The sequence below is a fragment of the Arthrobacter sp. NPDC097144 genome (genome assembly GCF_044762205.1).
In the GTDB taxonomy this organism is placed as follows: Bacteria; Actinomycetota; Actinomycetes; order Actinomycetales; family Micrococcaceae; genus Arthrobacter_B.
On the sequence record NZ_JBIWDW010000001.1, the window covers coordinates 608764 to 631495 of the forward strand.

24 protein-coding genes are annotated in these 22732 nt (G+C 67.1%); 8 read left to right on the forward strand and 16 right to left on the reverse strand.

What is annotated here, in order from left to right:
- Positions 1-61 precede the first annotated feature (61 nt).
- Entirely contained in the window at positions 62-745 is a 684-nt protein-coding gene (locus ACIQXM_RS02845) for a GntR family transcriptional regulator (RefSeq protein ID WP_400927273.1), read from the forward strand.
- Positions 746-773: 28 nt separating this feature from the next.
- Here the strand turns inward: ACIQXM_RS02845 and ACIQXM_RS02850 are convergent, their stop codons facing one another.
- Positions 774-1682, reverse strand: coding sequence for a DUF5996 family protein (locus tag ACIQXM_RS02850; RefSeq protein WP_400927276.1), 909 nt, complete (start codon positions 1680-1682; stop codon positions 774-776).
- 255 nt (positions 1683-1937) lie between these two features.
- Between ACIQXM_RS02850 and ACIQXM_RS02855 the strand changes: the two genes are divergently transcribed.
- The 3 genes from ACIQXM_RS02855 to ACIQXM_RS02865 all read left to right on the forward strand — a co-directional run bounded on the left by ACIQXM_RS02855 (position 1938) and on the right by ACIQXM_RS02865 (position 5177).
- On the forward strand, positions 1938-3236 hold the full coding sequence (locus tag ACIQXM_RS02855) for a multidrug effflux MFS transporter (RefSeq protein WP_400927279.1): 1299 nt from the start codon (positions 1938-1940) through the stop codon (positions 3234-3236).
- Between the two features lie 58 nt (positions 3237-3294).
- A complete protein-coding gene (locus ACIQXM_RS02860; RefSeq protein WP_400927282.1) occupies positions 3295-4047 on the forward strand; it encodes a ZIP family metal transporter in 753 nt (250 codons plus the stop codon).
- Positions 4048-4205: 158 nt separating this feature from the next.
- Positions 4206-5177 (forward strand): acetylxylan esterase, encoded by a 972-nt coding sequence (locus ACIQXM_RS02865; RefSeq protein ID WP_400927284.1) that lies wholly within the window; start codon positions 4206-4208, stop codon positions 5175-5177.
- A gap of 12 nt (positions 5178-5189) precedes the next feature.
- Here the strand turns inward: ACIQXM_RS02865 and ACIQXM_RS02870 are convergent, their stop codons facing one another.
- The 6 genes from ACIQXM_RS02870 to xylA form a co-directional block, all read right to left on the reverse strand.
- Positions 5190-5678: a hypothetical protein gene (locus tag ACIQXM_RS02870; protein ID WP_400927286.1), complete on the reverse strand. Its 489-nt coding sequence runs from the start codon at positions 5676-5678 to the stop codon at positions 5190-5192.
- The gene (locus tag ACIQXM_RS02875) at positions 5678-6766 is read right to left on the reverse strand and encodes a serine hydrolase domain-containing protein (RefSeq protein ID WP_400927289.1); all 1089 of its coding nucleotides are present in this window, start codon (positions 6764-6766) and stop codon (positions 5678-5680) included. The genes ACIQXM_RS02870 and ACIQXM_RS02875 overlap by 1 nt, the downstream gene beginning before the upstream one ends.
- A gap of 2 nt (positions 6767-6768) precedes the next feature.
- Positions 6769-7302 carry an ArsR/SmtB family transcription factor gene (locus ACIQXM_RS02880; RefSeq protein ID WP_400927292.1) on the reverse strand — a complete coding sequence of 178 codons (534 nt, stop codon included), beginning with the start codon at positions 7300-7302 and terminating at the stop codon, positions 6769-6771.
- A gap of 248 nt (positions 7303-7550) precedes the next feature.
- Complete coding sequence (locus ACIQXM_RS02885) at positions 7551-7718, reverse strand: hypothetical protein (protein ID WP_400927295.1); 168 nt, start codon at positions 7716-7718, stop codon at positions 7551-7553.
- A gap of 71 nt (positions 7719-7789) precedes the next feature.
- Complete coding sequence (locus ACIQXM_RS02890) at positions 7790-9196, reverse strand: xylulokinase (protein ID WP_400927298.1); 1407 nt, start codon at positions 9194-9196, stop codon at positions 7790-7792.
- 91 nt (positions 9197-9287) lie between these two features.
- Positions 9288-10475, reverse strand: coding sequence for a xylose isomerase (xylA, locus tag ACIQXM_RS02895; RefSeq protein ID WP_400927301.1), 1188 nt, complete (start codon positions 10473-10475; stop codon positions 9288-9290).
- Between the two features lie 238 nt (positions 10476-10713).
- Here xylA and ACIQXM_RS02900 point away from each other — a divergent pair, with 238 nt between their 5' ends.
- Positions 10714-11910: an ROK family protein gene (locus tag ACIQXM_RS02900; RefSeq protein ID WP_400927304.1), complete on the forward strand. Its 1197-nt coding sequence runs from the start codon at positions 10714-10716 to the stop codon at positions 11908-11910.
- Between the two features lie 133 nt (positions 11911-12043).
- On the opposite strand, the gene ACIQXM_RS02905 is transcribed toward ACIQXM_RS02900, so the two are convergent.
- The 5 genes from ACIQXM_RS02905 to arsB form a co-directional block, all read right to left on the reverse strand.
- Positions 12044-12562, reverse strand: coding sequence for a hypothetical protein (locus ACIQXM_RS02905; protein ID WP_400927307.1), 519 nt, complete (start codon positions 12560-12562; stop codon positions 12044-12046).
- Positions 12563-12630: 68 nt separating this feature from the next.
- Positions 12631-13743: an ArsO family NAD(P)H-dependent flavin-containing monooxygenase gene (locus tag ACIQXM_RS02910; protein WP_400927310.1), complete on the reverse strand. Its 1113-nt coding sequence runs from the start codon at positions 13741-13743 to the stop codon at positions 12631-12633.
- Positions 13744-15183 carry an FAD-binding protein gene (locus ACIQXM_RS02915; RefSeq protein ID WP_400927313.1) on the reverse strand — a complete coding sequence of 480 codons (1440 nt, stop codon included), beginning with the start codon at positions 15181-15183 and terminating at the stop codon, positions 13744-13746. It lies immediately after the preceding gene.
- Between the two features lie 25 nt (positions 15184-15208).
- Entirely contained in the window at positions 15209-15643 is a 435-nt protein-coding gene (locus tag ACIQXM_RS02920) for an arsenate reductase ArsC (protein WP_400927316.1), read from the reverse strand.
- Complete coding sequence (arsB, locus tag ACIQXM_RS02925; RefSeq protein ID WP_400927318.1) at positions 15643-16755, reverse strand: ACR3 family arsenite efflux transporter; 1113 nt, start codon at positions 16753-16755, stop codon at positions 15643-15645. Before arsB ends, ACIQXM_RS02920 begins: the two co-directional genes overlap by 1 nt.
- Positions 16756-16859: 104 nt before the next feature.
- On the opposite strand from arsB, the gene ACIQXM_RS02930 reads away from it, so the two are divergent.
- From ACIQXM_RS02930 to ACIQXM_RS02940, 3 genes are all read left to right on the forward strand, one after another.
- The gene (locus ACIQXM_RS02930) at positions 16860-17207 is read left to right on the forward strand and encodes an ArsR/SmtB family transcription factor (protein WP_400927320.1); all 348 of its coding nucleotides are present in this window, start codon (positions 16860-16862) and stop codon (positions 17205-17207) included.
- Positions 17208-17333: 126 nt separating this feature from the next.
- Positions 17334-17549, forward strand: coding sequence for a helix-turn-helix domain-containing protein (locus ACIQXM_RS02935; RefSeq protein ID WP_400927323.1), 216 nt, complete (start codon positions 17334-17336; stop codon positions 17547-17549).
- A 70-nt stretch (positions 17550-17619) separates the two neighbouring features.
- A complete protein-coding gene (locus tag ACIQXM_RS02940) occupies positions 17620-18123 on the forward strand; it encodes a Clp protease N-terminal domain-containing protein (RefSeq protein ID WP_400927326.1) in 504 nt (167 codons plus the stop codon).
- Here the strand turns inward: ACIQXM_RS02940 and ACIQXM_RS02945 are convergent.
- Genes ACIQXM_RS02945 through ACIQXM_RS02960 form a run of 4 tightly spaced genes read right to left on the reverse strand, consistent with a single transcriptional unit; the run spans position 18120 to position 22625 of the window.
- Positions 18120-19277, reverse strand: a complete 1158-nt coding sequence (locus ACIQXM_RS02945) for an NAD(P)/FAD-dependent oxidoreductase (protein ID WP_400927328.1) — start codon at positions 19275-19277, stop codon at positions 18120-18122. The two genes, ACIQXM_RS02940 and ACIQXM_RS02945, sit on opposite strands and share 4 nt — an antisense overlap.
- A gap of 8 nt (positions 19278-19285) precedes the next feature.
- Complete coding sequence (locus ACIQXM_RS02950; protein WP_400927331.1) at positions 19286-20911, reverse strand: GMC family oxidoreductase; 1626 nt, start codon at positions 20909-20911, stop codon at positions 19286-19288.
- Positions 20908-21591: a hypothetical protein gene (locus tag ACIQXM_RS02955; protein WP_400927333.1), complete on the reverse strand. Its 684-nt coding sequence runs from the start codon at positions 21589-21591 to the stop codon at positions 20908-20910. Before ACIQXM_RS02955 ends, ACIQXM_RS02950 begins: the two co-directional genes overlap by 4 nt.
- Positions 21588-22625 carry an NAD(P)-dependent alcohol dehydrogenase gene (locus ACIQXM_RS02960; protein WP_400927336.1) on the reverse strand — a complete coding sequence of 346 codons (1038 nt, stop codon included), beginning with the start codon at positions 22623-22625 and terminating at the stop codon, positions 21588-21590. The genes ACIQXM_RS02955 and ACIQXM_RS02960 overlap by 4 nt, the downstream gene beginning before the upstream one ends.
- Positions 22626-22732 lie beyond the last annotated feature (107 nt).

The window sequence follows — 22732 nt, forward strand, 5'->3', positions numbered from 1 at the left end:
GGGCGTAAAGTTGGCTCCGTTCGTTTGACCCCTTTTCCGTATCTCTTCCTAGGACATGCCCGTGGCCCAAGCAGCATCAGCACGTATTGACGGCGAGGCAATTTTCGCGGCGCTCCGCAGCGAGATTCTCTCCGGCGTGCACGGCCCCGGAACCCCGATGCGGGAAATAACGCTGGCGGAGCGCTTCGGCGTCTCCCGGACTCCGGTCCGGGAGGCGCTCTCCCGCCTGCAGCAGGAACGCCTGCTGGAACGGGTGGCCCGGGGGCTGCAGGTTCCCCAGGTGGACCCTGCCCAGGTCATCCAGGTGTACGACATGCGCATCCTGCTGGAGGAAGAAGCAGCCGGGCAGGCGGCCCGGTCCCGCCAGTTCACCGACCTCATGCGGCTTGAAGCACTGCTGGAACGGGACCGTAAGCTTCCGGATCCCGATGACCACACCCGGATCACCACCAACCTTGAGTTCCACGCGGCAGTCTGGGAATGTGCGCACAACCCGGTGCTCACCGATCTGCTGGAACGCCTCTCCACTCACTTGATCCACGCACCCCGCTCCACGCTGTCCGTGGAGCACCGCTGGACCGATGCCCTGGACGAACACGAAGCGCTGATCGGCGCCATCGACCGGCAGGATGTTTCGACCGCCCGCCGGGTGGCCCGCGACCACATGGAAACCGCGCGGCGGATCCGGCTGAAGCTGCTGCGCGAAGGCGCCCTGGAACAGCCGCTGCGTCCCTACACCCGCTAGGTTCCGTACCCGCCGGGTTTCGCGGCAGCTAACTCCCGTAGGTCAGGGGCTCAGTGATCCAGTCCAAATCTTTCCAGCGGTCCACCCGCTGAAGGACCGCGAAGCTGCTGCGGCAAAATTCCTCCACCGCCTGCTGCGGATCCGGCGCGGCAAAGGCATCCTCCAGCCGGAAAACAAACTCGCTCTCCTCGGCCAGGAACTTCGCCTTTCGCGGTGCCAGCAGGGATCCGTAGCTGCCGATATCAGCCACGAAGGGATACGGGAGGGCATAGAACGACGGCGCATCCCACTTGGTGTCCCCGGGCCAGAACCCAAACTCGCAGAACTTTTCGTCGAAGCAGTTCCGCCCAATGGCGTCCGTTCCCGTATAAGGCGCGGGCTGCCCGCTGAACACGTTGCCGGAGAGGTCCATGGTGCCAAACCAGAAAGCCGGCATATCCACCTTTCCGCGCATGGGCGCCAGGAACCCGGCCAGGGACCGGTAGGCAAACTGCAGGTTCGCCAAAAACAGTTCCACCGTGTCCCGGTCGTAGGAGTGGTGCTTGGTGTCCTGCTCGAAGGGCACGGGGTCGTAAAACTCCTGCGGCGTTGTGTTGATGGCCGTCGGCGTGCCGATCGTGTCCAGCGACGCCATCAGCTCGCGGTGGAACGCGGCCACGCTGAGTCCGTCCAGCAGGGGTATCCGGACCCGGGTACCCAAGCTGTTCTGCACATCCACATGGTGCCGGGCCAGATTGAAATAGATCTCGAAATTGCAGTCCTCGGCGGGAATGATGCCGGTACCGATGCCCTCAATGGTGGTGTCCAGCCGGACGTGCGCCCACTGCGGCCGTTTATAGCTGCGCTCCAGCTTCACTTTGCCCGCCATCTGCAGGAACAGGTGCAGGGTGTCGGCGGTGTCCTGCCAGTCGTCGTAGTTGAGGAATCTCTTGTCCATGGGATGTGCCCCTTCGAAAGTGGCGGGAGCCCGCGGCCGGTACTGCAACTCCGGGGCTCCTCCCAGTGTGGAAGACGGCTGTTTCGCGGTCAACGAGCTGCGCGCAGCCGGCGGCTGCTTCGCCGGACCCCGGGCGCGGAAGTGGTGCACGCCACTGTGGGCCGCTCTTGTCCCGTACCGGGCGCGCCCCTAGGCTGGACGGGGCCGCCGTCGTCCTTTCCTCCTTCTTCCCCTGCACTGAACCCAGGAGCACCGTTGAGCAATCCCCCCAGGACCGGCACCCGCCACCAGCATCGCCCGGGGTTTAAGTACGTCCTGATGCTGGGTGCCCTGGCGGCACTGCCGGCCGTCACTACGGACATGTACCTGCCGTCGCTGCCCACCGTGGCCACGGAGCTGCACACCAGCCAGGCGGCAGCGCAGTTCACGATGTCGGGAACGCTCATTGGCGCCGCCGTCGGGCAGCTGGTGATCGGACCCTTTTCGGACCGTTTCGGCCGGCGCCTGCCGCTGCTGATCGGTATCAGCCTTCACGTCATTGTGTCCCTGCTGTGCGCCGTTGCACCGGGGATCGGCACGCTTATTGGCCTGCGGGTCCTGCAGGGATTCTTCAATGCCGCGGCCGGGGTGGTGGCGATCGCCGTCATCCGGGACCGTTTTGTCGGCTCGGACGCCGCACGGCTGCTGTCGCGGCTGATGCTGGTCATCGGGCTGGCACCGCTGCTGGCACCCACCATTGGCCAGGCGGTGGCCGGCATCTGGCAGTGGCGGGCCGTGTTCGTGGCGCTGGCCCTAATCGGCCTGGTGCTGGTGCTGATTGTCTGGCGTTTCATGCCTGAAACGCTCCCGGCGGAACGGCGTCGCACCAGCGGCGGGCCGAGTGTCTTCCGCGGCTACAAGGTGCTCCTGCGGGACCGGCACTTCCTGGCCCTGTCCATCATTCCCGGCCTCGGCATGGCCGTGATCATGAGCTATGTGGTGGGCTCCCCGTTTGTGTTCCAGGACGAATACGGCTTGACGCCCGGGCAGTATGCCCTGGTGTTCGCCGTCAACGGAGCCGGAATGGTCCTTTCCGCGCAGCTCAACGCAGCCCTGGTCCACCGCTCCTCCCCCACCCGGATCATGCGCGTCACCGTCCCCGTCCTGCTGGGACTGTCCCTGCTGCTGCCGGTCATCATCCTCACCGGGCTGGGCGGGGTCTTCGGCCTGGCCGCCGGCCTGTGGCTGGTGCTGGGCATGCACGGGCTGATCGCCGCCAACGCCACCGTCACCGCCCTGGGCGGCTACGGCCACATGGCCGGTTCCGCAGCCGCTCTGATTGGTGCCCTGCAGGTGGGAATCGCCGGCGTCGTCAGCCCCCTGGTGGGAGTGTTCGGCGGCGGGGCGCTGGCGATGTCCGGTGTCATCATTGGCTGCTGCGTGCTGATGACCCTCATCCTTGCCCTGGCCACGCCGGCCTACCGGCGCGGCGGAGTGGCCAGGCTGGACAACCCGGGCGGCAGCGCAGGCGAGCAGGCCGCTGCCGCGGCCGCCGCGGACCTGGGCAAAAACTAGCCGGGCAACAAAGTAAGTATCCTGAGTACCGATTATCGGTTCAGGAGAAGGACGCGCTTTGGGCTCGTGGTTTGCGGCATTGCTGTGGGGAACGGTTGCCGGTTCGGCACTGGTGGTCGGCTCCGGTATCGCCTGGAAGTGGCGGATCAACCCGAAGGTTGTGTCCTCGATCATGGCCTTCGGCTCCGGGGTGCTGATTTCAGCGCTGGCCTTCGAACTTGTGGACGAGGCAGTCCAGGGCGGCGGGCTCCAGCCCACGATCGGCGGTTTCCTGGCCGGCGCCGTTGCCTACGTTGGGGCCAACCTCCTGCTGGCCCGGGCCGGTGCGCGGCACCGCAAGCGCTCGGGCTCCCGGCAGCCCAGCGAAGCCGACCAGCCCGGCAGCGGCAGCGCCCTTGCCATCGGTGCCCTGCTGGACGGAATCCCCGAATCCGTGGTGCTCGGGCTTGGACTGGTGACCGCTTCGGCCGTCAGTCCGGCCATGCTGGCGGCAGTGTTTATTTCCAATGTCCCTGAAGGCCTCTCCAGCACCGCCGGCATGAAGAGCTCGGGACGCAGCGCCAAGTATGTGTTTGGTGTGTGGGGCGGCATTGCGGCGATCTGCGGCATTGCCTCCATGGTTGGCTTTCTGACCCTGCAGGACGCGCCCGTGGAACTCATAGCCTTCATCACGGCCATTGCTGCCGGCGCCATCCTGGCCATGCTGGCGGACACGATGATTCCGGAAGCCTTCGAAGAAAGCCACATGTTCACCGGGTTGATTGCAGCGCTTGGTTTCCTCGCGGCCTTTTCCCTCCACGAGTTGGGCTGAGTCCTCCGGCGCTCCGCACCCGCTGGCAGGAACACCACCCCTGGGGCGGATACACTGTGTCGTGGATCTCACCGCACATCAGTCTCCCCGCGGTCCTGCTTCCGTGGTGGTCGCGCAGCAGGACGGCAGTCTCCCCTGACAGACAGGACCTCTCCGCCATGTACTCCGACCTGCCCGCAGACCAGCTGAAGGCCTACACCAGCTCCCAGACCCGCCCGGAGGATTTCGACGCGTTCTGGTCCGAAACGCTGGAGCAGGCGCAGTCCCATCCCCTGAACCTCAAGGTCACACCGGAGCCGACGGTCCTGGAAACCATCGACGTCTACAACGTTGAGTTCGCCGGCTGGAACGGCGAAACGGTGCGCGCGTGGCTGCGGATGCCGCACGGGGCCACCGGGCCGCTGGCCTGTGTGGTGGAGTTTGTCGGCTACGGCGGCGGGCGCGGCGAGGCCCATGAAAACCTGCTCTGGGCCGGGGCCGGATTTGCCCACCTGCACATGGATACCCGCGGCCAGGGCGCCAGCTGGAGCCGGGGTGCCACGCCGGACGGTGCGGGCAGCGCCGGACCGCAGGTTCCCGGCGTCATGACCCGGGGCATCCTGGACCCGCAGACCTATTATTACCGCCGGTTGTTCACCGACGCGGTCCGTGCCGTTCAGGCTGCGCGTGAACTGGCGGCAGTGGACCCGGACCGGGTGGCGGTCACCGGAATCAGCCAGGGCGGCGGCGTCGCACTGGCCGCCGCGGCACTCTGCCCTGACGTGCGCGCCGCCGTGGTTCGCGTTCCGTTCCTCTCCGATTTTCCGCGGGCCCTGCAGATCACCGATGCGTATCCCTACCGGGAAATCAGCGATTTCCTGTCCGTCCACCGCACCGAAGCGGACCGTGCCCAGGAGACGCTGCGCTACTTCGACGGCGTGAACTTCGCCCCCCAGGCAACCATCCCTGCTTTGTTCACTGCCGGACTCATGGATGTCACCACTCCCCCGTCCACCGTCTACGCGGCCTACAACGCGTACGCCGGTTCCAAGCAGATCACTGCGTGGCCGTTCAACGGGCACGAAGGCGGAGGGTCCGAGGATGACGTCGCCGCCGTGCACTTCCTTCGCGACATGACCGCTGCCGGTTAGTCCGGCGTCGGCCTAGCCCACGGCAAAGGAGAAGGCGACGACGGCGGCCAGCACCACGGCGCGCACCGCTACCGCCCGCCGTCCTGGTTCCTTCTTCGGCTTTTTCTTCCACGGCTTGGTCCGGAGCGGGCCGGAATGACGGGATTCGCCCTGCGCCCGCCGTGTAGCCGCCGGTTCCCGTTCCTGCTCAATGTCCTCCGGATCCGGGAAATCCAGCAGAGCGGCGTGTGAGGGCAGCTGCGGCCAGCGGATGACCAGTCCGGCAACGGCGGCGGCCAGCGCCGCCATGGCCACCACCCACAGCAGCGTTGTTCCGGTGCTCCACGCCACCACCAGACGGAAGAAAGCGGCGACGGCTGCTGCCTCCAGCACGCTGGACAGCAACGCCATCCGGCTGATGCCGGGCGCCCGTTCACCCAGGTTCCACGCCGAACGGGCCGCGGCAAGACAGGTCACCACCAGGACTCCCGCCAGAAGCCACGACAGCAGGGAGGCAGCCATCAGAGGCCTTCCTTCAGCAGGGTCAGAGCGGCCTCTTCCTGGCTGGAGGCTACGTTGGAGAAGATCAGCACGGCCCTTCCTGCATCGCGGTCCAGCGCCGCCATGGCAGCGAATCCTCCAGTCATACCGTTGTGCCAGGTCACGGACCGGGCAGGCGACTCGGAGGAGACCTTCGTGAACCATGCCAGCCCCACCTGCTCGCCGGCAACGTCGCTGTCCCACTGCGGATCCAGTGCTTTGACCCCGGGTGCGGTTCCCGCCAGCAGTGCCTGGGCGTAACGGGCCATGTCCGCAGCGGTGGAACGGATTCCGCCCGCCGGAGCAGTGCCGTTGGCGGTCCAGGCCCCCTGGCCAAGTCCGGAAGCACTGCGGCCGGTTGGAGCATCCGGACGCAGGTTGTCTGCGGTCACCGGCACATAGGTATCCCTCAGATCCAGCGGTTCCAGGATGCGCTGCCGCAGCAGATCGGCGTAACTCATGCCGGCAGCCTTGGCGAGAAGCTGGCCCAGGAAGGCATAGCCCAGATTGGAGTAGCTCAAGCTGCCCCGCCCGCTCACCGAAGCCTTCTGGGCATGCTTCAGGACTGCGGCCGGCGAGGCTGTGTACGGGTCGCGGTGCAGGTAGGTGCCCAGCAGGGCTGCGGCAAGCGAGGCAGGATCGGAGGACAGGCGGGGAAGCCCCGAGCGGTGGCTCGCCAGCTCCGCCAGGGTGAGGCTGCCGACCTCTGCATCCGGATCAGCAAGGTCCGGCCCCATAATGTCCGCCACGGTTGTCTCCAGCGTGACTTCTCCGCGTTCCACGGCGTCGGCCAGCAGGGCGGCGGTGAACGTCTTGGACACGGACCCGATTTCGAATTCGGTCTGCTCGTCGGCGCCGAACCCGGCAAAACGGACGTCGCCGTCCTCAATGTAGGCCACGCTGATCCGGTCTGCGGGATTCTTCAGGAGGGGACGCACAGCTTCCGCGAGCGCTGCATCCCCGGACACATCGCCTGACAGCCGCGGGCCCCACGGTGCGGCCAGCAGTCCGCAGGCCAAAACGGCCGCAGCTGCCAGGACGCATAAGATCTTTCGCCGTTGATTTCCCATACTCACGTACCTCCGGAGACAGCGGTCAGGATGGCCAGCAGCGGGATGACCCGTGCCGGCGGAATTTGATAACGGGACCGGGCGTGCGGCATTAGCCAGCCCGTGTCGGTGAGCTGATGAACGTGGTGGTAGATCTGTCCGGACGTTCCCAGCGCCAGATCCTCCACCAGTCCCGCAACGGTTTCTGTTCCGCCCAGGACCGCGCGCAGAACGGCCAGCCGGACGGGATGGCCAAGCGCAGCCAATGAATCGGAAAACTGTGTCCAGTCGATGTCCAGCAGGTGCCCGGTTTCCAGGCCGTATTGATACTCGTACCGGACGCCGGCCGCTGGTGCTGCTGTGCCGGCGAAATAAACGGCGCCGGGGTCGGGATGGCGGTCCCGCACGCCGTTGAGGGCCCAGAACACGTCCGCGGCATCTGCGGGAGGCTGACGTTCCCCGGCTTCCGCCCGTTGTTCGAGGGCGCCGAGGCGCGCCTCCAGGGCTTCTACCCTGCTCTCGAGGGATTCCTCTCCGGGGTGTTGTTCTGGGGCCATGACAAATAATTACGTAAATCCGGAGTGATTACAAGGTTTCCGTAATTACTTGTGTCAGCCAGGGAAGCTGCCCCGACACGCTGCCGCGACCCTCGCCAGGCCCAGTGTGGACGTCGTGCCGCATTCAGGCGTGCATTCCCTCGCCGAGTGTCGACTCCGCGACCTTAGCCCTTGCCGAGCGTCGACGTCGCGCCGCAATCAGGCGCGTATTCCGGCATCATCTCTACAATGGACGCAGCGAAGGGGCCCTAGCTCGACACTCGGCTGCGAGCTGCGGACCGCGCCTGGACGCGGGGAACCAGCACGCCGAAGATCAGCGCGGCACACAGCGTGCTGCGTCCGGCCTCCGCCTGCCCCTGTGCATAGAGCACAACGGCGATCCCGGACATCAGAACGAGCGGAATTCCGCCCCTCAATACTGCTTGCCCCCAAAGTTTCGTGCGCCCAACCTACCGGCCAAAGCAAGCATGGGAGCCCAAGCCGAACATCACCGAGCCGTGGCAGCTGCCGTCCGATAACGCTCCAGGATCTGCGGGGCGGCGGCAGCCTCCACCACTGATTCGCTCGCCGCGGTCCAGGCCGGCCAGGCACCGGACAGCACGGCCGCGGCCTGCCGGGCGGCGCCGTCGGCCACGTACTCCCCCGGAGCCGGAACCGTCACGGGCAGGCCGAACACGGAGGATACTGCCTGCTGCAGTGCTTCCGAGCGGGCCGCGCCGCCCACCAGGATGACCCGGCGGGCTTCAATACCGAGGTCCCGCAGGGCCTGCAGCCCGTCCGCCAGCGAGCAGGCGATGCCTTCGACGGCGGCCCGGGCCAGGTTCTCCGGAGTGAAATTCGCCAGCGTCATGCCGTGCAGCGAGCCCTTGGCGTCGGGCAGGTTCGGCGTCCGTTCACCCTCAAAGTACGGAACGAGGCTCAGCCCGCCCGCGCCGTCGGAAGCGGCCAGCGCCAGGCGGGTCAGTTCCGGAAGGTCCACGGAGAGCAGGGCTGCGGTGGCGTCCAGGACCCGCGACGCGTTGAGCGTGCAGGCCAGCGGCAGGTAGTGGCCGGTGGCATCGGCGAATCCAGCCACCAAACCGGTGGCGTCAGCGGAGGATTCGTCAGTCACGGCGAAGACGGTGCCGGAGGTGCCCACGGAGACGACGACGTCGCCCACCCCGGCTCCCACGCCCAGCGCGGCGCCGGCGTTGTCCCCGGTGCCCGGAGCAATGACAGCGCCCGACGGCGTCTGCTGGTCCGCTTCCAGCGGTCCCAGGACCCGCGGCAGCAGCGGGACGTGGCCGAGGGTTTGCTCCAGGACGGCGGGGAGGTATTCACCGGTCGCGGGCGACCAGTAACCGGTCCCGGAGGCATCCGAGCGGTCGGTCCGCAGAGCGTCGAGCCCGGCGCGGCCGCTGCCCGGGCCGTAGCCGGCCAGCCTCCAGCTCAGCCAGTCATGTGGCAGGCAGACGGCGGCGGTCCGGGCCGCATTCTCGGGTTCATTTTTGGCAAGCCAGCGAAGCTTGGCCGCCGTGATGGAGGCCACCGGAACGGTGCCGGTCTGCCCCGCCCAGTAGGCGGCGCCGTCGGGCCCCGCGTCGGAAACCATCTTTTCGGCCGCCGCGGCGGAACGGACATCGTTCCACAGCAGGGCGGGGCGGACCACGGCACCGTCCTCGTCCAGGCACACCATGCCGTGCTGCTGGCCGGAAACCGCCACGGCGTCGACGTCGTCGAGTCCGCCGGCGGCATCCAATGCCTCCTGCAGCGCGCGCCACCAGATCTCGGGATCAATTTCGGTGCCGTCGGCGTGCCGGGCCGTTCCGGAGCGGACCAAGGCACCGGTCTCCGAGTCCCTGATGACCACCTTGCAGGATTGAGTGGAGCTGTCCACTCCGGCAACCAGTGCCATGGCGTTACCTTTCATCGTTCTGAGTCTTTTTCGTCAAACACCGCAACGCCGGGCCCGTAACAACGGACCCGGCGGCAGTAGGGCAATGCTTTTAGCGGGCGCCCATGAGGTGTTCCAGCGCGAGCTGGTTCAGGCGGACAAAGCCGAAGGAGCGCTCGGCGGCCTTCTCGGCGTCGAACTCCTCGAAGGAGGAAGCGTCCGCCAGGAAGTCCAACAGGCTCTCGCCGGCATCCACGGTGGGCTGGGCCAGCTCGAAGACGCCGGAGGTGGCCAGCGCTTCCTGGACCTCGGGGTCCGCGCGGAAAGCCACGGCGCGTTCCTTGAGCAGCAGGTACATGGCCATGTTGGCCTTCGCTGATTCCCAGACGCCGTCGTAGCCTTCGGTGCGCGAGGGCTTGTAGTCGAAGTGGCGCGGACCGTCATAGGTCGGTCCGCCGTTGGGGAAGCCGTTCTCCAGCAGGTCCACCGTGAAGAAGGCACTGGTCAGGTCGCCGTGGCCGAATACCAGGTCCTGGTCGAACTTGATGGACTTCTGGCCGTTGAGGTCAATGTGGAAGAGCTTGCCGGCCCACAGCGCCTGGGCAATGCCGTGGTTGAAGTTCAGCCCGGCCATCTGCTCGTGGCCGGTCTCCGGGTTCAGGCCCACGATGTCGCCGTGTTCCAGTTCGTTGATGAAGGCCAGAGCGTGGCCGATCGTGGGCAGGAAGATGTCGCCGCGGGGTTCGTTCGGCTTGGGCTCCAGCGCCAGGCGCAGGTTGTAGCCCTTCTCCTTGACGTAGGCGGCAACGGTGTCCACGCCTTCCTTCATGCGGTCATAGGCAGCGGCGAAGTCCTTGGACCCGTCGTATTCGGCGCCTTCGCGCCCGCCCCACATGACGAAGGTTTCGGCGCCGAGTTCGGCGGCCAGGTCCATGTTGGCCATGACCTTGCGCAGCGCAAAGCGGCGGATGGAGCGGTCATTGGAGGTGAATCCGCCGTCCTTGAACACCGGATGGCTGAAGAGGTTGGTGGTCACCATGGGAACCTTCAGGCCGGTTTCGGTCAGGGCGCCCTGGAAGCTCTTGAGGATCTGCTCGCGCTCGGACGCCGAGGCGTCGAACGGGACCAGGTCGTTGTCGTGGAACGTGATGCCGTACGCGCCCAGGTCGGCCAGCCGGTGCACGGCCTCAACCGGGTCCAGGTCCGAGCGGGTGGGAACACCGAACGGGTCGTTGCCGGTCCAGCCCACGGTCCAGAGGCCAAAGGTAAAGCGGTCGGATGGTGATGGCGTCGTTGTCACAATTCACTCCAAAAGCAAGATTAGTTGGGAGCAACAACTTATGGCGCAATGTGAGCCGTGTCAATGGTCTTTCCAAACTTCAGGCCCTGATCCGCCTTCCGGAAGAGGATTTCTTCTCCGCGGCAACAAAACCGTTCAAAACGACGCCGGCCGGGGTTAGGGTGAGAAGCGGTCCGCTTGGCTGCGAGCACAGCGCAGCCTGGCCCCGGACATCACCTCCAGCAGAAACGGCAGCAGCATGAGCACCGGCATTTCCTCCGGCACGGAGAGCATCCGCGCCCAAAACCTTTCCCGGATCCTGACGCTGCTGCATCGCCGCGGGCCGCTTTCCCGCGCCGATCTGACCCGTCTTTGCGGCTTCAACCGCTCCACCGTCGGGGCCCTGGTGGCTGAGCTCAGCGAACTGGGGCTGGCCTATGAGACGGAGCCGCCCGCCCTGAAGCGCGTGGGTCGGCCCAGTCCGCTGGTCCATGCCAATGAAAGGGTTGCCGCCATTGCCGTGCATCCGGACGTGGATGCCGTCACCGTGGGCCTGGTTGGACTCGGCGGGACGGTCCACCGCAGGATCCGCTACGACGCCGGTTCCCTGCCCACCGTCTGCGACACAGTGAACATTGCCCGGGCCGTGGTCGAGGGGATGCAGACTGAATTGGCAGGGATGACCCGCGTGGCCGGCGTGGGCGCAGCAGTTCCGGGACTGGTCAACAGCACCGATGGTTCTGTCCTGCTGGCGCCGCATCTGAAATGGTTCAATGCCCCGCTCGCTGCAGAGCTTCATGCCGGACTGGGACTTCCGGCCCGTGCCGCGAATGACGCCAACCTGGGTTCGCTGGCCGAAAGCCTCTTCGGGGCGGCTGTGGGAGCGTCCGACGTCGTTTACCTCAACGGCAGCGCGAGCGGCATCGGCGGCGGCGCGGTGGTGGGCGGTGCACCGCTTCGGGGCGCCAGCGGATATGCCGGGGAACTCGGCCACACGGTGGTGACTCCAGGAGGTCAACCCTGCCACTGCGGGCGCAGCGGATGCTTGGAAACGGAGGTCAGCCTGGGCAGGCTGCTGGCCGTCCTGGGACTGGAGCATGCAGACCAGGACCAGCTCGAAGCCGCCATGGCTTCGGACAACTCCCCCGCCCTCCTCGCCGAGACGCACCGCCAGCTGGACCTGCTGGCGGTGGCGCTGACCAACTTCGTGAACATCTTCAATCCGGGCATCATTGTGCTCGGCGGGTTCCTGGGTGTCCTGCACTCGTTTGCCCCCGGCAGGCTGGACGCAGCCGTAGGTGCAGGGGGCATCGGCGGCCTGGGCAGCGAGGTATCCATCCGTCGCGCCGCTCTGGGCACCGAACTGCTTCTGGTGGGCGCGGCGGAACTGGTCTTTGCCGCACTGCTGGCCGATCCGGCGTCGGTGGGGGCTCTCCCGGAGCCCGTGCCCAGCTGATTCTCGGTGCCTCCGGGCATCGCTTGTACAGATAACGGTGTTCTGGCTCAACGGTTGTACAGATGACGGTGTTCTGACGGCCGGATAGGCCAACTATCTGTACAACGGAATCATCTGTACAACGGACGCAGGGCTAGTCCGCCCGGGGAGTCCGGCTGAGCACAGTCGCCTGCATCGCCAGCAGGATGACGGCGCCGAGAAGTCCGAAGACCATCACGAACGGTCCGAGTGAATAGAGGTTGGCCTGCACTTCCTGGCTCAGCGCTGAGGTGCCGGAGGCTCCGTTCGGATTGGCGGCCTCCACGGGCGGATAGCTGTTCCACTCCGGCTCAAAAAGTCCGAAGAGCCATCCTGTCCCCACGGCCAGCATCAGCGCCACCAGGGTCCAGGCGGTCCACAGGCTCCGGTTGCGGCGGCGCTGTCCCGGAAAACCCGGCTGCCCCGGAAGTCCCGGAACCGGGACGCCGTCGTTCACTGCGCCGGCGGAGTCCGGATTCTCGACCGTTCCGTAAGGCGTCCCCGGCGGCTGGTCGGCGTCGTTCTGCCGGCCGCGGCCGTCGTCGATCACTTCCACCCAGTCCCCGGCGCGTCCTGGTTCCGGCCGGGCATAGCGTCGGTAATCCTCTTCCGGTGTGCGCTGTTGATTCCCCATGCGGGGAGCCTAGCCCACAGCACTCAGCGGCCGGCTTCAACACGCGAGTATTGTGCAGGGACGGGCTGTCAGGGCGCCAGGTAACGGGCAGCGGCGGCAACGGTGTCGCGGGCGGTTGCCCCCACGCCGATGAGGGTGGCCGACGCCGGCCCGCACCAGTCTCCGTACCCGAGGAAAAACAGACCCGGGTGATCGACGGACGTCGTCGGCAGCTTGGCGTCCGTGGCCGGGACGCCGTTCCGCCCGGTCAGCCCGAGTGGCTGCAGGTGGTGCAGATCGGGGCGGAACCCGGCGCACCAGATGAGGACGTCGGCGTCCAGCTTGCTTCCGTCCTCCCATTGCACTCCCCCGGGAACCAGCCGCGCGAACATCGGCCGGGTTTCCAGCAGTCCGGCGTCACGGGCCTTCCGCACCGAAGGAACGGCAACAATGTCCCCCAGATCGGCGACCCCGCCGGCTCCGGTTTCCCCGGCGGCCAGAGCCTTGACGCGGCGCGTGGCGATGTCGAACAGTGCCCGGCCGTCGACGTCGTCGGGCAGGTACCGCGGCGGCTTACGGGTTACCCACGTGACCCTTGCGGTCGAAGCAAGGTCCGCGGCGATCTGCGCGCCGGAGTTTCCGCCGCCCACCACCACCACGTCCAGTCCCGCAAATGACTGCGGTCCGCGGTAGTCGGCGGTGTGCAGCTGTTCTCCGGCGAAGTCACCGCTGCCGGGCATCCGTGGGATTTCCGGCGCATTCCAGCTGCCCGTGGCACTGATGACAACGCGGCTGGTCCATTGCCCGGCGTCGGTATCGGTGCTGAACCCGCTGTCCGCACCCCGCACCGCCTCCACTCGAACGGGCCGGTGCACCGGGAGATCGTACCGCGCCTCATAGGTGCACAGATACCGGGCAACGTGGTCTGCGGAGGGGTTGCCGACGCCATCCCAGGCCGGCATCTGGTAACCGGGCAGGGAACTGTAGACCGCCGGGGAAAACAGTTCCAGGCTCGACCAATAGTGCTGCCACGAGCCGCCGGGCTCCCGGTTGGCGTCAAGGATCGCGAAGGACGGCGCCTGACCGGACCGACCGGAGGCCTCATCCCGCCGCAGGCGGTTCAGGTAGTACCCGGCGGCGAGCCCGGCCTGGCCTCCGCCGATCACCAGGATGTCGACATCCCGCACCGTCGAGGCAGGCAATCAGCTCTCCCGCTCTGCGGAACGGCCGTGTTCCAGGCCTGTGGGGATGCCCAGGAACGCCGGTTCGGGTGCACCGCAGCAGGACGACGACGCCGCGGGCTCGGGAACAGCTGCCGTTCCGCAGCAGGAAGCGGCTTCGATGGCCCCGCCAACGGCCGGAGCATCGCAGCTTCCGCCCAGATCCGTGGAGCAGACGCCGGTTTCGGGCAGGACCAGCTGCACATCATCGGCGGCCTGCTGATCTCCGGCCAGGGCTGCCGCAATGGAACGGACCTGCTCATAACCGGTGGCCATCAGGAACGTGGGGGCCCGGCCGTAGGACTTCATGCCAACAATATAGAAGTCCTTCTCCGGATGGGACAGCAGGTTGGCGCCGTGCGGGGCCACGGTGCCGCAGCTGTGGAATTCGGGGTCAATCAGCGGCCCGAGTGCCCGCGGGGCCTCGACCACGGGGTCCAGGTCCATCCGGATTTCACGCAGCATCTCCAGATCCGGGCGGAACCCGGTGGCCGGAACCAGCAGATCAACCTCCAGCTGCTTCTCCCCGTACGGCGTGCTGCCGATCACGGCGAGGGCGTCAGAGGTCTTGAACCCGGTGATGGTAAAGGAAGTGTGCAGCTCGATCCGGCCGTCCGCCACCAGGGTGCGCAGCCTGCTGCCCAGCGCGCCGCGGGCTGGCAGACCGTCCAGGTCCCCTCCGCCGTAGACACCGGCTGCGGAGGCGCTGCGGATGGCCCAGCTGATCCGGGTGCCGGGCTCCTGCTCGGCGAGTTCGCCCAGGGCCAGCAGGGTGTTTGCGGCTGAATGACCGGCCCCAACCACCAGGACGTGCTTGCCGGTGAACCGGGCGCGGTCGCGGCCAACGACGTCGGGCAGCGGGGCCGTGATGAGCCCGGCGGCGAACGCTTCGGTTTCTCCGATGGCCGGCAGCCCGGCGGAGCCCAGCGGGTTCGGAGTGTTCCAGGTGCCGGAGGCGTCGATGACGGCGCGGACCCGGTAGTCGGTGATTGAGCCCTCGGCGTCCTCAACCCGGATCAGGAACGGGGTGCTGTCCCGGCCGCCGCTGCGGGTCCTGTCCAGGCCTTCCCGGCTGACAGCGAGCACCCGCGTGGAGGTGTGCAGCGCCTCGGCGATCGCGGGGACCGCGGCCAGCGGTGACAGGTACTGCTCATGGAGCTCGGCTCCGGTCGGCAGGGTGTCGGGGTTGGGCTCCTGCCAACCGGTGGAAGCGAGCAGGCGGCGGGCGGCGGCGTCGACGTCGTACTGCCACGGCGAGAACAGGCGGATGTGTCCCCAGGCGGCGACGGCGGCGGCGGGTGTTGCGCCGGCCTCGAAGATGATCGGCGTCAGTCCGCGTTCGAGCAGCTCTGCGGCGGCGGCCAGGCCCACGGGTCCGGCGCCGATCACGGCGACGGGCAGTTCGGTAATTTCGGTGCTCATGGTGTTTTCCTCTTTGACGCGGTTTCTATGTCGCGGGCAGCAGGTCGGCGATCAGATGTTCGATCCGGGCCTTAATCTCGTCCCGGATGGGACGGACGGCCTCCACGCCCTGCCCGGCGGGGTCCTCGAGTTTCCAGTCTTCATAGCGCTTGCCGGGGAAGATGGGGCAGGTGTCGCCGCAGCCCATGGTGATCACCACGTCGGATTCCTTCACGGCCGCGGTGGTCAGGACCTTGGGCAGTTCGGCGGACATGTCGATGCCGTCCTCGGCCATGGCGGCCACGGCGGCGGGGTTGACGGAGTCCGCCGGCGCGGAGCCGGCGGAGCGGACCTCGATGCGTCCCCTGCCAAGGGTGCGCAGGTACGCGGCGGCCATCTGGGAGCGGCCGGCGTTGTGCACACAGACAAACAGGACGGACGGCTTGGCCGCTTCGGAAGCGGAGCTGGCGGGAGTGCTCATCAGTGTGTCTTTTCTGCCGGTGCGGCGGTGAGGGCGGAGTTGGCGGCGGGCCAGAATTTCTTCCGTGCCCAGAGGGCAACATAGACCAGCGCAACCAGAACGGGCACCTCGATCAGGGGCCCGACGACGCCGGCCAGGGCCTGCCCGGAGGTCACGCCGTAGGTGCCGATCGCCACTGCGATGGCCAGTTCAAAGTTGTTGCCGGCGGCGGTGAACGCCAACGTGGTGGTGCGGGGATAGCCCAGGTTCAGGACCCTGCCCAGCAGCATGCCCGCACCGAACACCACAACGAAATAGACCAGCAGCGGCAGCGCAATCCGCGCCACGTCCAGCGGATTCGACGTAATCTCATCCCCCTGGAGCGCGAACAGCAGCACGATGGTGAACAGCAGTCCGTAGAGGGCCCAGGGGCCAAGCTTCGGGAGGAACGTGCCCTCATACCAATCCCGGCCCCGAGCCTTTTCGCCCAGGGTTCGGGTGAGGAAGCCGGCCAGCAGCGGGATGCCCAGGAAGATGAGCACGCTGGCGGTAATGGCCCAGAAGGAGAAGTCCATACTGGTGGTTTCCAGGCCGAGCCAACCGGGCAGCACCTGCAGATAGAACCAGCCCAGGGCGCCGAAGGCCAGCACCTGGAACACGGAGTTGACGGCCACCAGGACGGCAGCGGCTTCTCGGTCACCGCACGCCAGGTCATTCCAGATCATCACCATGGCAATGCAGCGGGCCAGGCCCACAATGATCAGCCCGGTGCGGTATTCGGGCAGGTCCGGCAGGAAGATCCAGGCCAGCACGAACATAAACGCCGGCGAGACCACCCAGTTCAGGACCAGCGAGGTGATCATCAGCTTCCGGTCGGCCACTACCTTATGGGTCTCGTTGTAGCGGACCTTGGCCAGCACCGGGTACATCATCACCAGCAGGCCGACGGCGATGGGCAGGGACACATTGGACACCTTCACGGAATCCAGCGCCGGCCCGATGCCGGGAACCAGCCGGCCCAGCAGCAGTCCCAGTGCCATCGCGGCGAGGATCCACACAGGCAGGAACCGGTCCAGGGTCGAGAGCCGGGCAGTAACCTGCTCGGTGTGGCGCGGAACGGCGGGGGTGCTCACGTAACTCCTCTGATTGCGGCAGGCATCGAGAATCATCGATATCCTTCGATTCCGAGTATTCCTTCAGCCATCGACGGATGTCAATCCAAGTGCATAATGGAACGATGAACACTCAGACCGCTCCCGATCCCGTTGCCGAGTCCTGCTGCACTCCCCTGGTAACGGAAGTACTGAGCGCCGAGGATGCCCAGCGGTTTGCCCAGCTCCTCAAGGCCGTTGCCGAACCGACGAGGCTGCGCCTGGTTTCCCTGATTGCCGCGCAGGAGCACAAGGAAGCCTGCGTCTGTGATCTCACGGAACCGATCGGCCTGGGCCAGCCGACCGTTTCGCATCACCTCAAAATCCTGGTGGACGCCGGCATCCTGCACCGCGAAAAGCGCGGCGTCTGGGCTTATTACTCCATCGTGCCGGGCGCGCTGGAACGCGCGGCAGCTGTCCTCGCTCCCCGGTAGGACTCTCCCCCGTTAAGACAGCGCCCCGGCAGGACAGCACGGACCGGCAGCCTTAGAAACAGCCGAAATTCAGAAAATTCGTCAACCACCCTTGACGCGTCTCATGCCGTCAACCAACATTGACGCATGGAAGACCCTTCACAGAAGGCCGCCGCGGCAGCCAGTCCTGATCCGGCTACCGGGCTGCGCGCCGTCGTCGCCCTCGGAAGGCTGCGCGACCAGCTCGAAGCCGTGCAGGTGGCCAATGCCCGGGCGCAGGGCTGGTCCTGGCAGGCGATCGCGGACCAGCTTGGCATCAGCAAGCAGGCCGTCCACCAGAAATACAACCGGAAAGCGAAGTGACGTCATGTTTGAACGGTTTACTGACCCAGCCCGACAGAGTGTCATCGGTACGCAGGAGGAAGTCCGCTCCTTGAATGCACCCCAGGTCCTTCCAGTTCATCTGCTGGTGGGCATCGTCGCCGCAGCAGAGAAATCCTCCCCGTCCCTTGCCGCCCTGCTGGGCGGGTACGGCCTCACCTCAGTACGGCTGCACGCGGAGCTGCAGGAACTGGGTGAGGGTCACGACGACGCCTCAGCACTCGAGTCCTTGGGTATTGATGTGGCGCAGGTGCGCCGCGCCGTCGACGGGCAGTTCGGCGAGGGCACCCTGGATGGCGCCGCTCCCGCCCCGAAAACCAGGCGCAGCCTGTTCCGCGCGGCCGGGCAGATCCCGTTCAGCGCCGGTGCGAGGGACGTTCTGACAAACAGCCTGCGCGAGTCAAAGGCCCACGGGGACGGTGACATCGGAGTGGAGCACCTGCTTCTGGGACTGCTGCGGGGTGCCGATCCGACAGCCGCGGCGCTCATCAACCGGACTGTGGAGCCGGAGGAGCTCCGGACCAGGATCCTCGGCCTCATGGATGCCGCAGCTTAGGGCGCGGCCGCCGAAGCGTCCGATGCCATCCGTTCCGGCCGGAACGGGGCGAGCATCGGATGACGGCGCCCGGTAAGCATTTCCCGGGCCAGCAATTCACCGGCAATCAGCCCCAGCGTCGCCCCGGAATGGGTGAACGCCACGTAGCAGCCGGGGAGGCCGGTCAGCTCCCCCAGCACGGGCCGCCCATCGCCGGGTATCGGTTTCAGCCCGATCCGCCAGCTTTGGGCCACCAGCCGCGGATGTCCGGCCAGCAGGGCCGAGGCCTCGTCCACCAGGTCCAGCACCACTTGCGGATCCACTGACCAGCCGCCGTCGCCGTTGGGCGTGATCGAATCCAGATACCAAGTGGAATCCATCGCCAGCCGGGAGCCCGGGTGGGGCCGCAGGGATACCCGCGGCGTGTTCAGCACGGCCTTGAGATTGTGCGCCTTGGGCTCGGTCACCACCAGCATGGCCAGATCAGATCCGTCCTGCAGCGGCGCCCCCAGCCCGTCCAGCACCGCGGGAGTTCCGGCGCCGGCAGCCACCAGGACGACGTCGGCCCGGTACAGTTCTCCGGCCTCGCTGCAGAGCCCGACGGCGGTGCCTCCGTCCGTCGCCACGCAGACCCGTCCCGCAGCGGTAACCAGGGTTCCGCCGAGCCGGGCAAACTCGCCCAGCAGGTGCCGGATCAAATGCGGCAGGCTCACCCAGCCTTCACCGGGATTCAACAGCACCTCCTCCGGCAGCGCCGCCGGATCCAGCCCGGCAACCACCCTGGCAACATTGCGCGCCGGAACCAGCCGCGCGTCGTACCCGCGGTCCTGCTGCGCCTCACACCGGTCCGCCAGCGACCCGCCGTCCCAGTACACCCCGCCGTCGAACCGGAGCCAGTCGAGGTCCGGGTTCTCGGCCAGCAGCGTCCGGTAACGGTCCATTCCGGCCAGCCGGAGCTGGTGGTACTCGATCGGATAGGTGCCGCCGGAGTTCAGCCAGGACAGCGAGCGCCCCGAGGCACCGCTGCCCGGATGGGCCTCCGTCACCAGCGTCACGGACGCGCCGCCGCGCAGCAGGTGAACCGCCGTCGAGACCCCCAGGATCCCTGCGCCGAGCACGACAATCTGAGGTCCCGTTCCGGTGCCGGCACTCCCGCCCGGGGAAGCGAAACCCATCCCCGGCCTCAGATCTCGCCCAGCGCCATCTGCGCCGCCAGATACTCCGCCTGCCGGATAGCCAGCGCCACGATGGTCAGCGTGGGATTGGCGGCCGCGCCCGTGGTGAACTGCGAGCCGTCCGAGATGAACAGGTTCGGCACGTCGTGGGTCTGCCCGAATCCGTTGCACACCCCGTCCTCCGGACGCAGGCTCATCCGGGCCGTGCCCATGTTGTGGGTGGAGGGATACGGCGGGGTCCGCACCGCCGACGTCGAACCCACCGCCTCGTACAGCGCGATGCCCTGCCCGTACCCGTGTTCGCGCATGGCGACGTCGTTGGGGTGGTCGTCAAAGTGCACGTTCGGCACCGGCAGCCCCAGCGGGTCCGTCACCGTGGTGTTCAGCGTGACGCGGTTGGTTTCCTGCGGCATGTCCTCCCCCACGATCCACATGCCGGCCGTGCGCCGGTAACCGTCCAGGATCGCCGCGAAGCCCGGACCCCAGGCGCCGGGATCCACAAAGGAAGCCAGGAACGCCGGCCCGAGCGAAATGGTCTCCATGTAGTAGCCGCCCGCAAACCCGCGGTCCGTGTCATGCCGGGATTCATCTGCGATGAGCCCGGCCATGGTTTCGCCGCGGTACATGTGCACCGGTTCCTCAAACTGGGCGTACACCGAGCCGGTGGTGTGGCGCATGTAGTTCCGGCCCACCTGGCCGGAGGAATTGGCCAGCCCGTCCGGAAACAGCGGCGAGGCGGAGAGCAGCAGGAGCCGCGGGGTTTCGATCGCGTTGCCCGCCACCGCCACCACCCGTGCCTTTTGATGGTGCAGCTGGCCGTCGCCGTCGGCATACACCACTCCGTCTGCCTTCCCTTCGGGGCTGTGGGTGATCTGCACAGCCTGGCTGTCCGGGCGCAGGTCCAGCCGGCCGGTTTTCAGGGACTTGGGGATTTCCGAAACCAGGGTGGACCATTTGGCGCCCGACTTGTCGCCCTGGAAGTTGAAGCCGTCCTGGACCGACGCGGGCCGCCCGTCATAGGGCTCGGCGTTGGTGGCGTAGGGGCCGGTGGCGAAGTGCCGGTAACCCAGCTTCTCGGCGCCGTTGGCAAACACCTTGTAGTTGTTATTTGCCGGCAGCGGCGGCCTGCCGTGGACGTGGGTGGAGCCCATCTTGCGTTCCGCAACGTCATAATAGGGTTCCAGATCCGCCAGGGTAAGCGGCCAGTCCAGGAGGTTGGCGCCGTCGATCCGTCCGTACACGGTGCGGGAGGCGAACTCGTGCGCCTTGAACCGCGGGGTGGCACCGGACCAATGCGTGGTGGTGCCGCCCACCGCCTTGACGATCCACGCCGGAAGGTTCGGGAAATCGCGCGCGATGCGCCAGGTTCCCGAGGTAGTGCGCGGATCCAGCCAGGCCATCTGGTTGAACGCTTCCCACTCGTTGTTCACGTAGTCGGAGTTGGTCAGGAACGGCCCGGCCTCGAGCAGGACCACTTTCACGCCCTTTTCCACCAGTTCGTGGGCCAGGGTGCCGCCGCCGGCTCCGGATCCAATCACGACGACGACGGAATCGTCGTCGAGCTCAAAGTGTGCCGACCCGGCCAGCGGATCCGCGGACCCGGTGGGAGAGAAACTGCTGATCTTTTCGCTCATTTGCTTCCTCCTCCGCGCTGCTGGGGTGCCTGGGCTCCGGTGCCGGATTCCGGGGCGGGCCCGGCGGCGGCCGCCGCCGGTGAGCCGGCCGAGGCATCCGGTTGGGGCCGGGCCGATGCGGCGGGTTGGCCGGGCTGGCCTGGTTGTCCGGGCTGGCCTGGCTGGCCTGGCTGGCCTGGCTGGGCCACCCGGTACGGCAGCGGGCCGGTGTCCGGGACACTGCTGTCTTCGGGCCCTTCGACCCGCGGCGTGGGCAGCCAGTCCAGATCATCGAACCCGCGGTTCACGTATCCGCCCTTGTCGAAGGACGGGCCTTCGTAGCCCAGTGCCTCCCAGACCTGCGGATCATCGTAAAGATTCAGTACCGTGGTACGGCGGATGAAGCCGAAGAATTCCAGGTCCGAAACCCGGCGCAGGACGGCCAGGGCCCGCTCGTCGGAGAGCTCCAGGAAGGGCTGCTCCGACTGGGCGCCCAAGGCTATGAGCCCCTGGGTGAGGACTACCCGGAACCAGGTGGAGGCGTCCGCTTCGGTGACGATCCTGCTGGTCATCCGCTCGTAGGCCTCATCGGGAAAGCCCGGATGCGGAAAGGCGGTGCGGATGATGCGCTTGAGGATGGCGCGGGCTTCGGGGGTGAGGGTGGTTTCGTTCAGCGTGGGGTATTTGGCCGGGTAGGTCATGATCTTCTTCCTCCTGCTGCCGGGATGAGGATGCCGCGTCCGGTGAGTTTTCCGGCATCGAGGTCGTGCATGGCCTGGACTGCGTCGTCGAGGTCATAGGCGGTGGTGTGCAGGGTGATGTCGCCGGAGGCTGTGAGGGTCATGAGTTCCACCAGGTCCTGATAGGTGCCCACGAGGTTGCCCACCACGGAAATTTCCCGGGAGATCAGCTCGATGGTGGGGATCCGGACCTCGCCGCCGTAGCCGATCGCGTAGTAGCTGCCCCGGTTGCGGAGCATCTCCAGTCCCTGGGCTTCGGTGCCGTGCTCCCCCACGAAGTCGAAGACCACGTGTGCTCCGCCGTCGGTGGCGTCGAGGACGGCGGCGGTGTCCGGGCTGCGCAGCACGGTGTCTGCGCCCAGGCCCGAGGCCAGTTCCAGCGCCGCTTCGGAGGTGTCGATGACGGTGATGTTGGCGGCGGTGAGCGATTTCAGTGACTGCACGCCGATATGCCCCAGCCCGCCGGCGCCGATCACCACGGCCTGTGTGCCCGGATACAGCAGCGGGGCCGCCTTGCGGACCGCGTGATAGGCGGTCAGGCCGGCGTCGGCCAGCGCGGCGATGTCCGCCGGCTGCAGGGAGGGATCCAGTTTCACGACGGCCCGGGCGTTGGTTTTGAGCTGTTCGGCCATGCCGCCGTCGGTATTCAGGCCCGGAAACAGCGAGTTTTCGCAGTGCGAATCCTCCCCTGCCCGGCACGGGGCGCACAGCCCGCAGGTGACCAGCGGATGCATGATCACGGTGTCACCGGGAGCCACGTTGGAGACGGCGGGGCCGACCTCGCGGACCCAGCCCGCGTTCTCGTGGCCGAGGATGTACGGCAGCTGCGGATGCTGGATGGCGTCCCACTGGCCCTCGATGACGTGCAGGTCCGTGCGGCACAGGCCGGCCGCCCCCACGTCCACGATCACGTCCCACGGACCGGTGATTTCCGGCTCCGGCACCTCGTCAATATGTGGATCCTCGCCGTAGCGGTGCACCCGGACAGCTTTCACGCCGCACTTCCTTCTCCATTGAATTCCGTCAGCTGAACTCGCTCAGCAGTCGCTCCCCAGTCTTGTCCGGGGCAGGCGCAGGGTCAACGGGTCAGCGGATTGGGGTG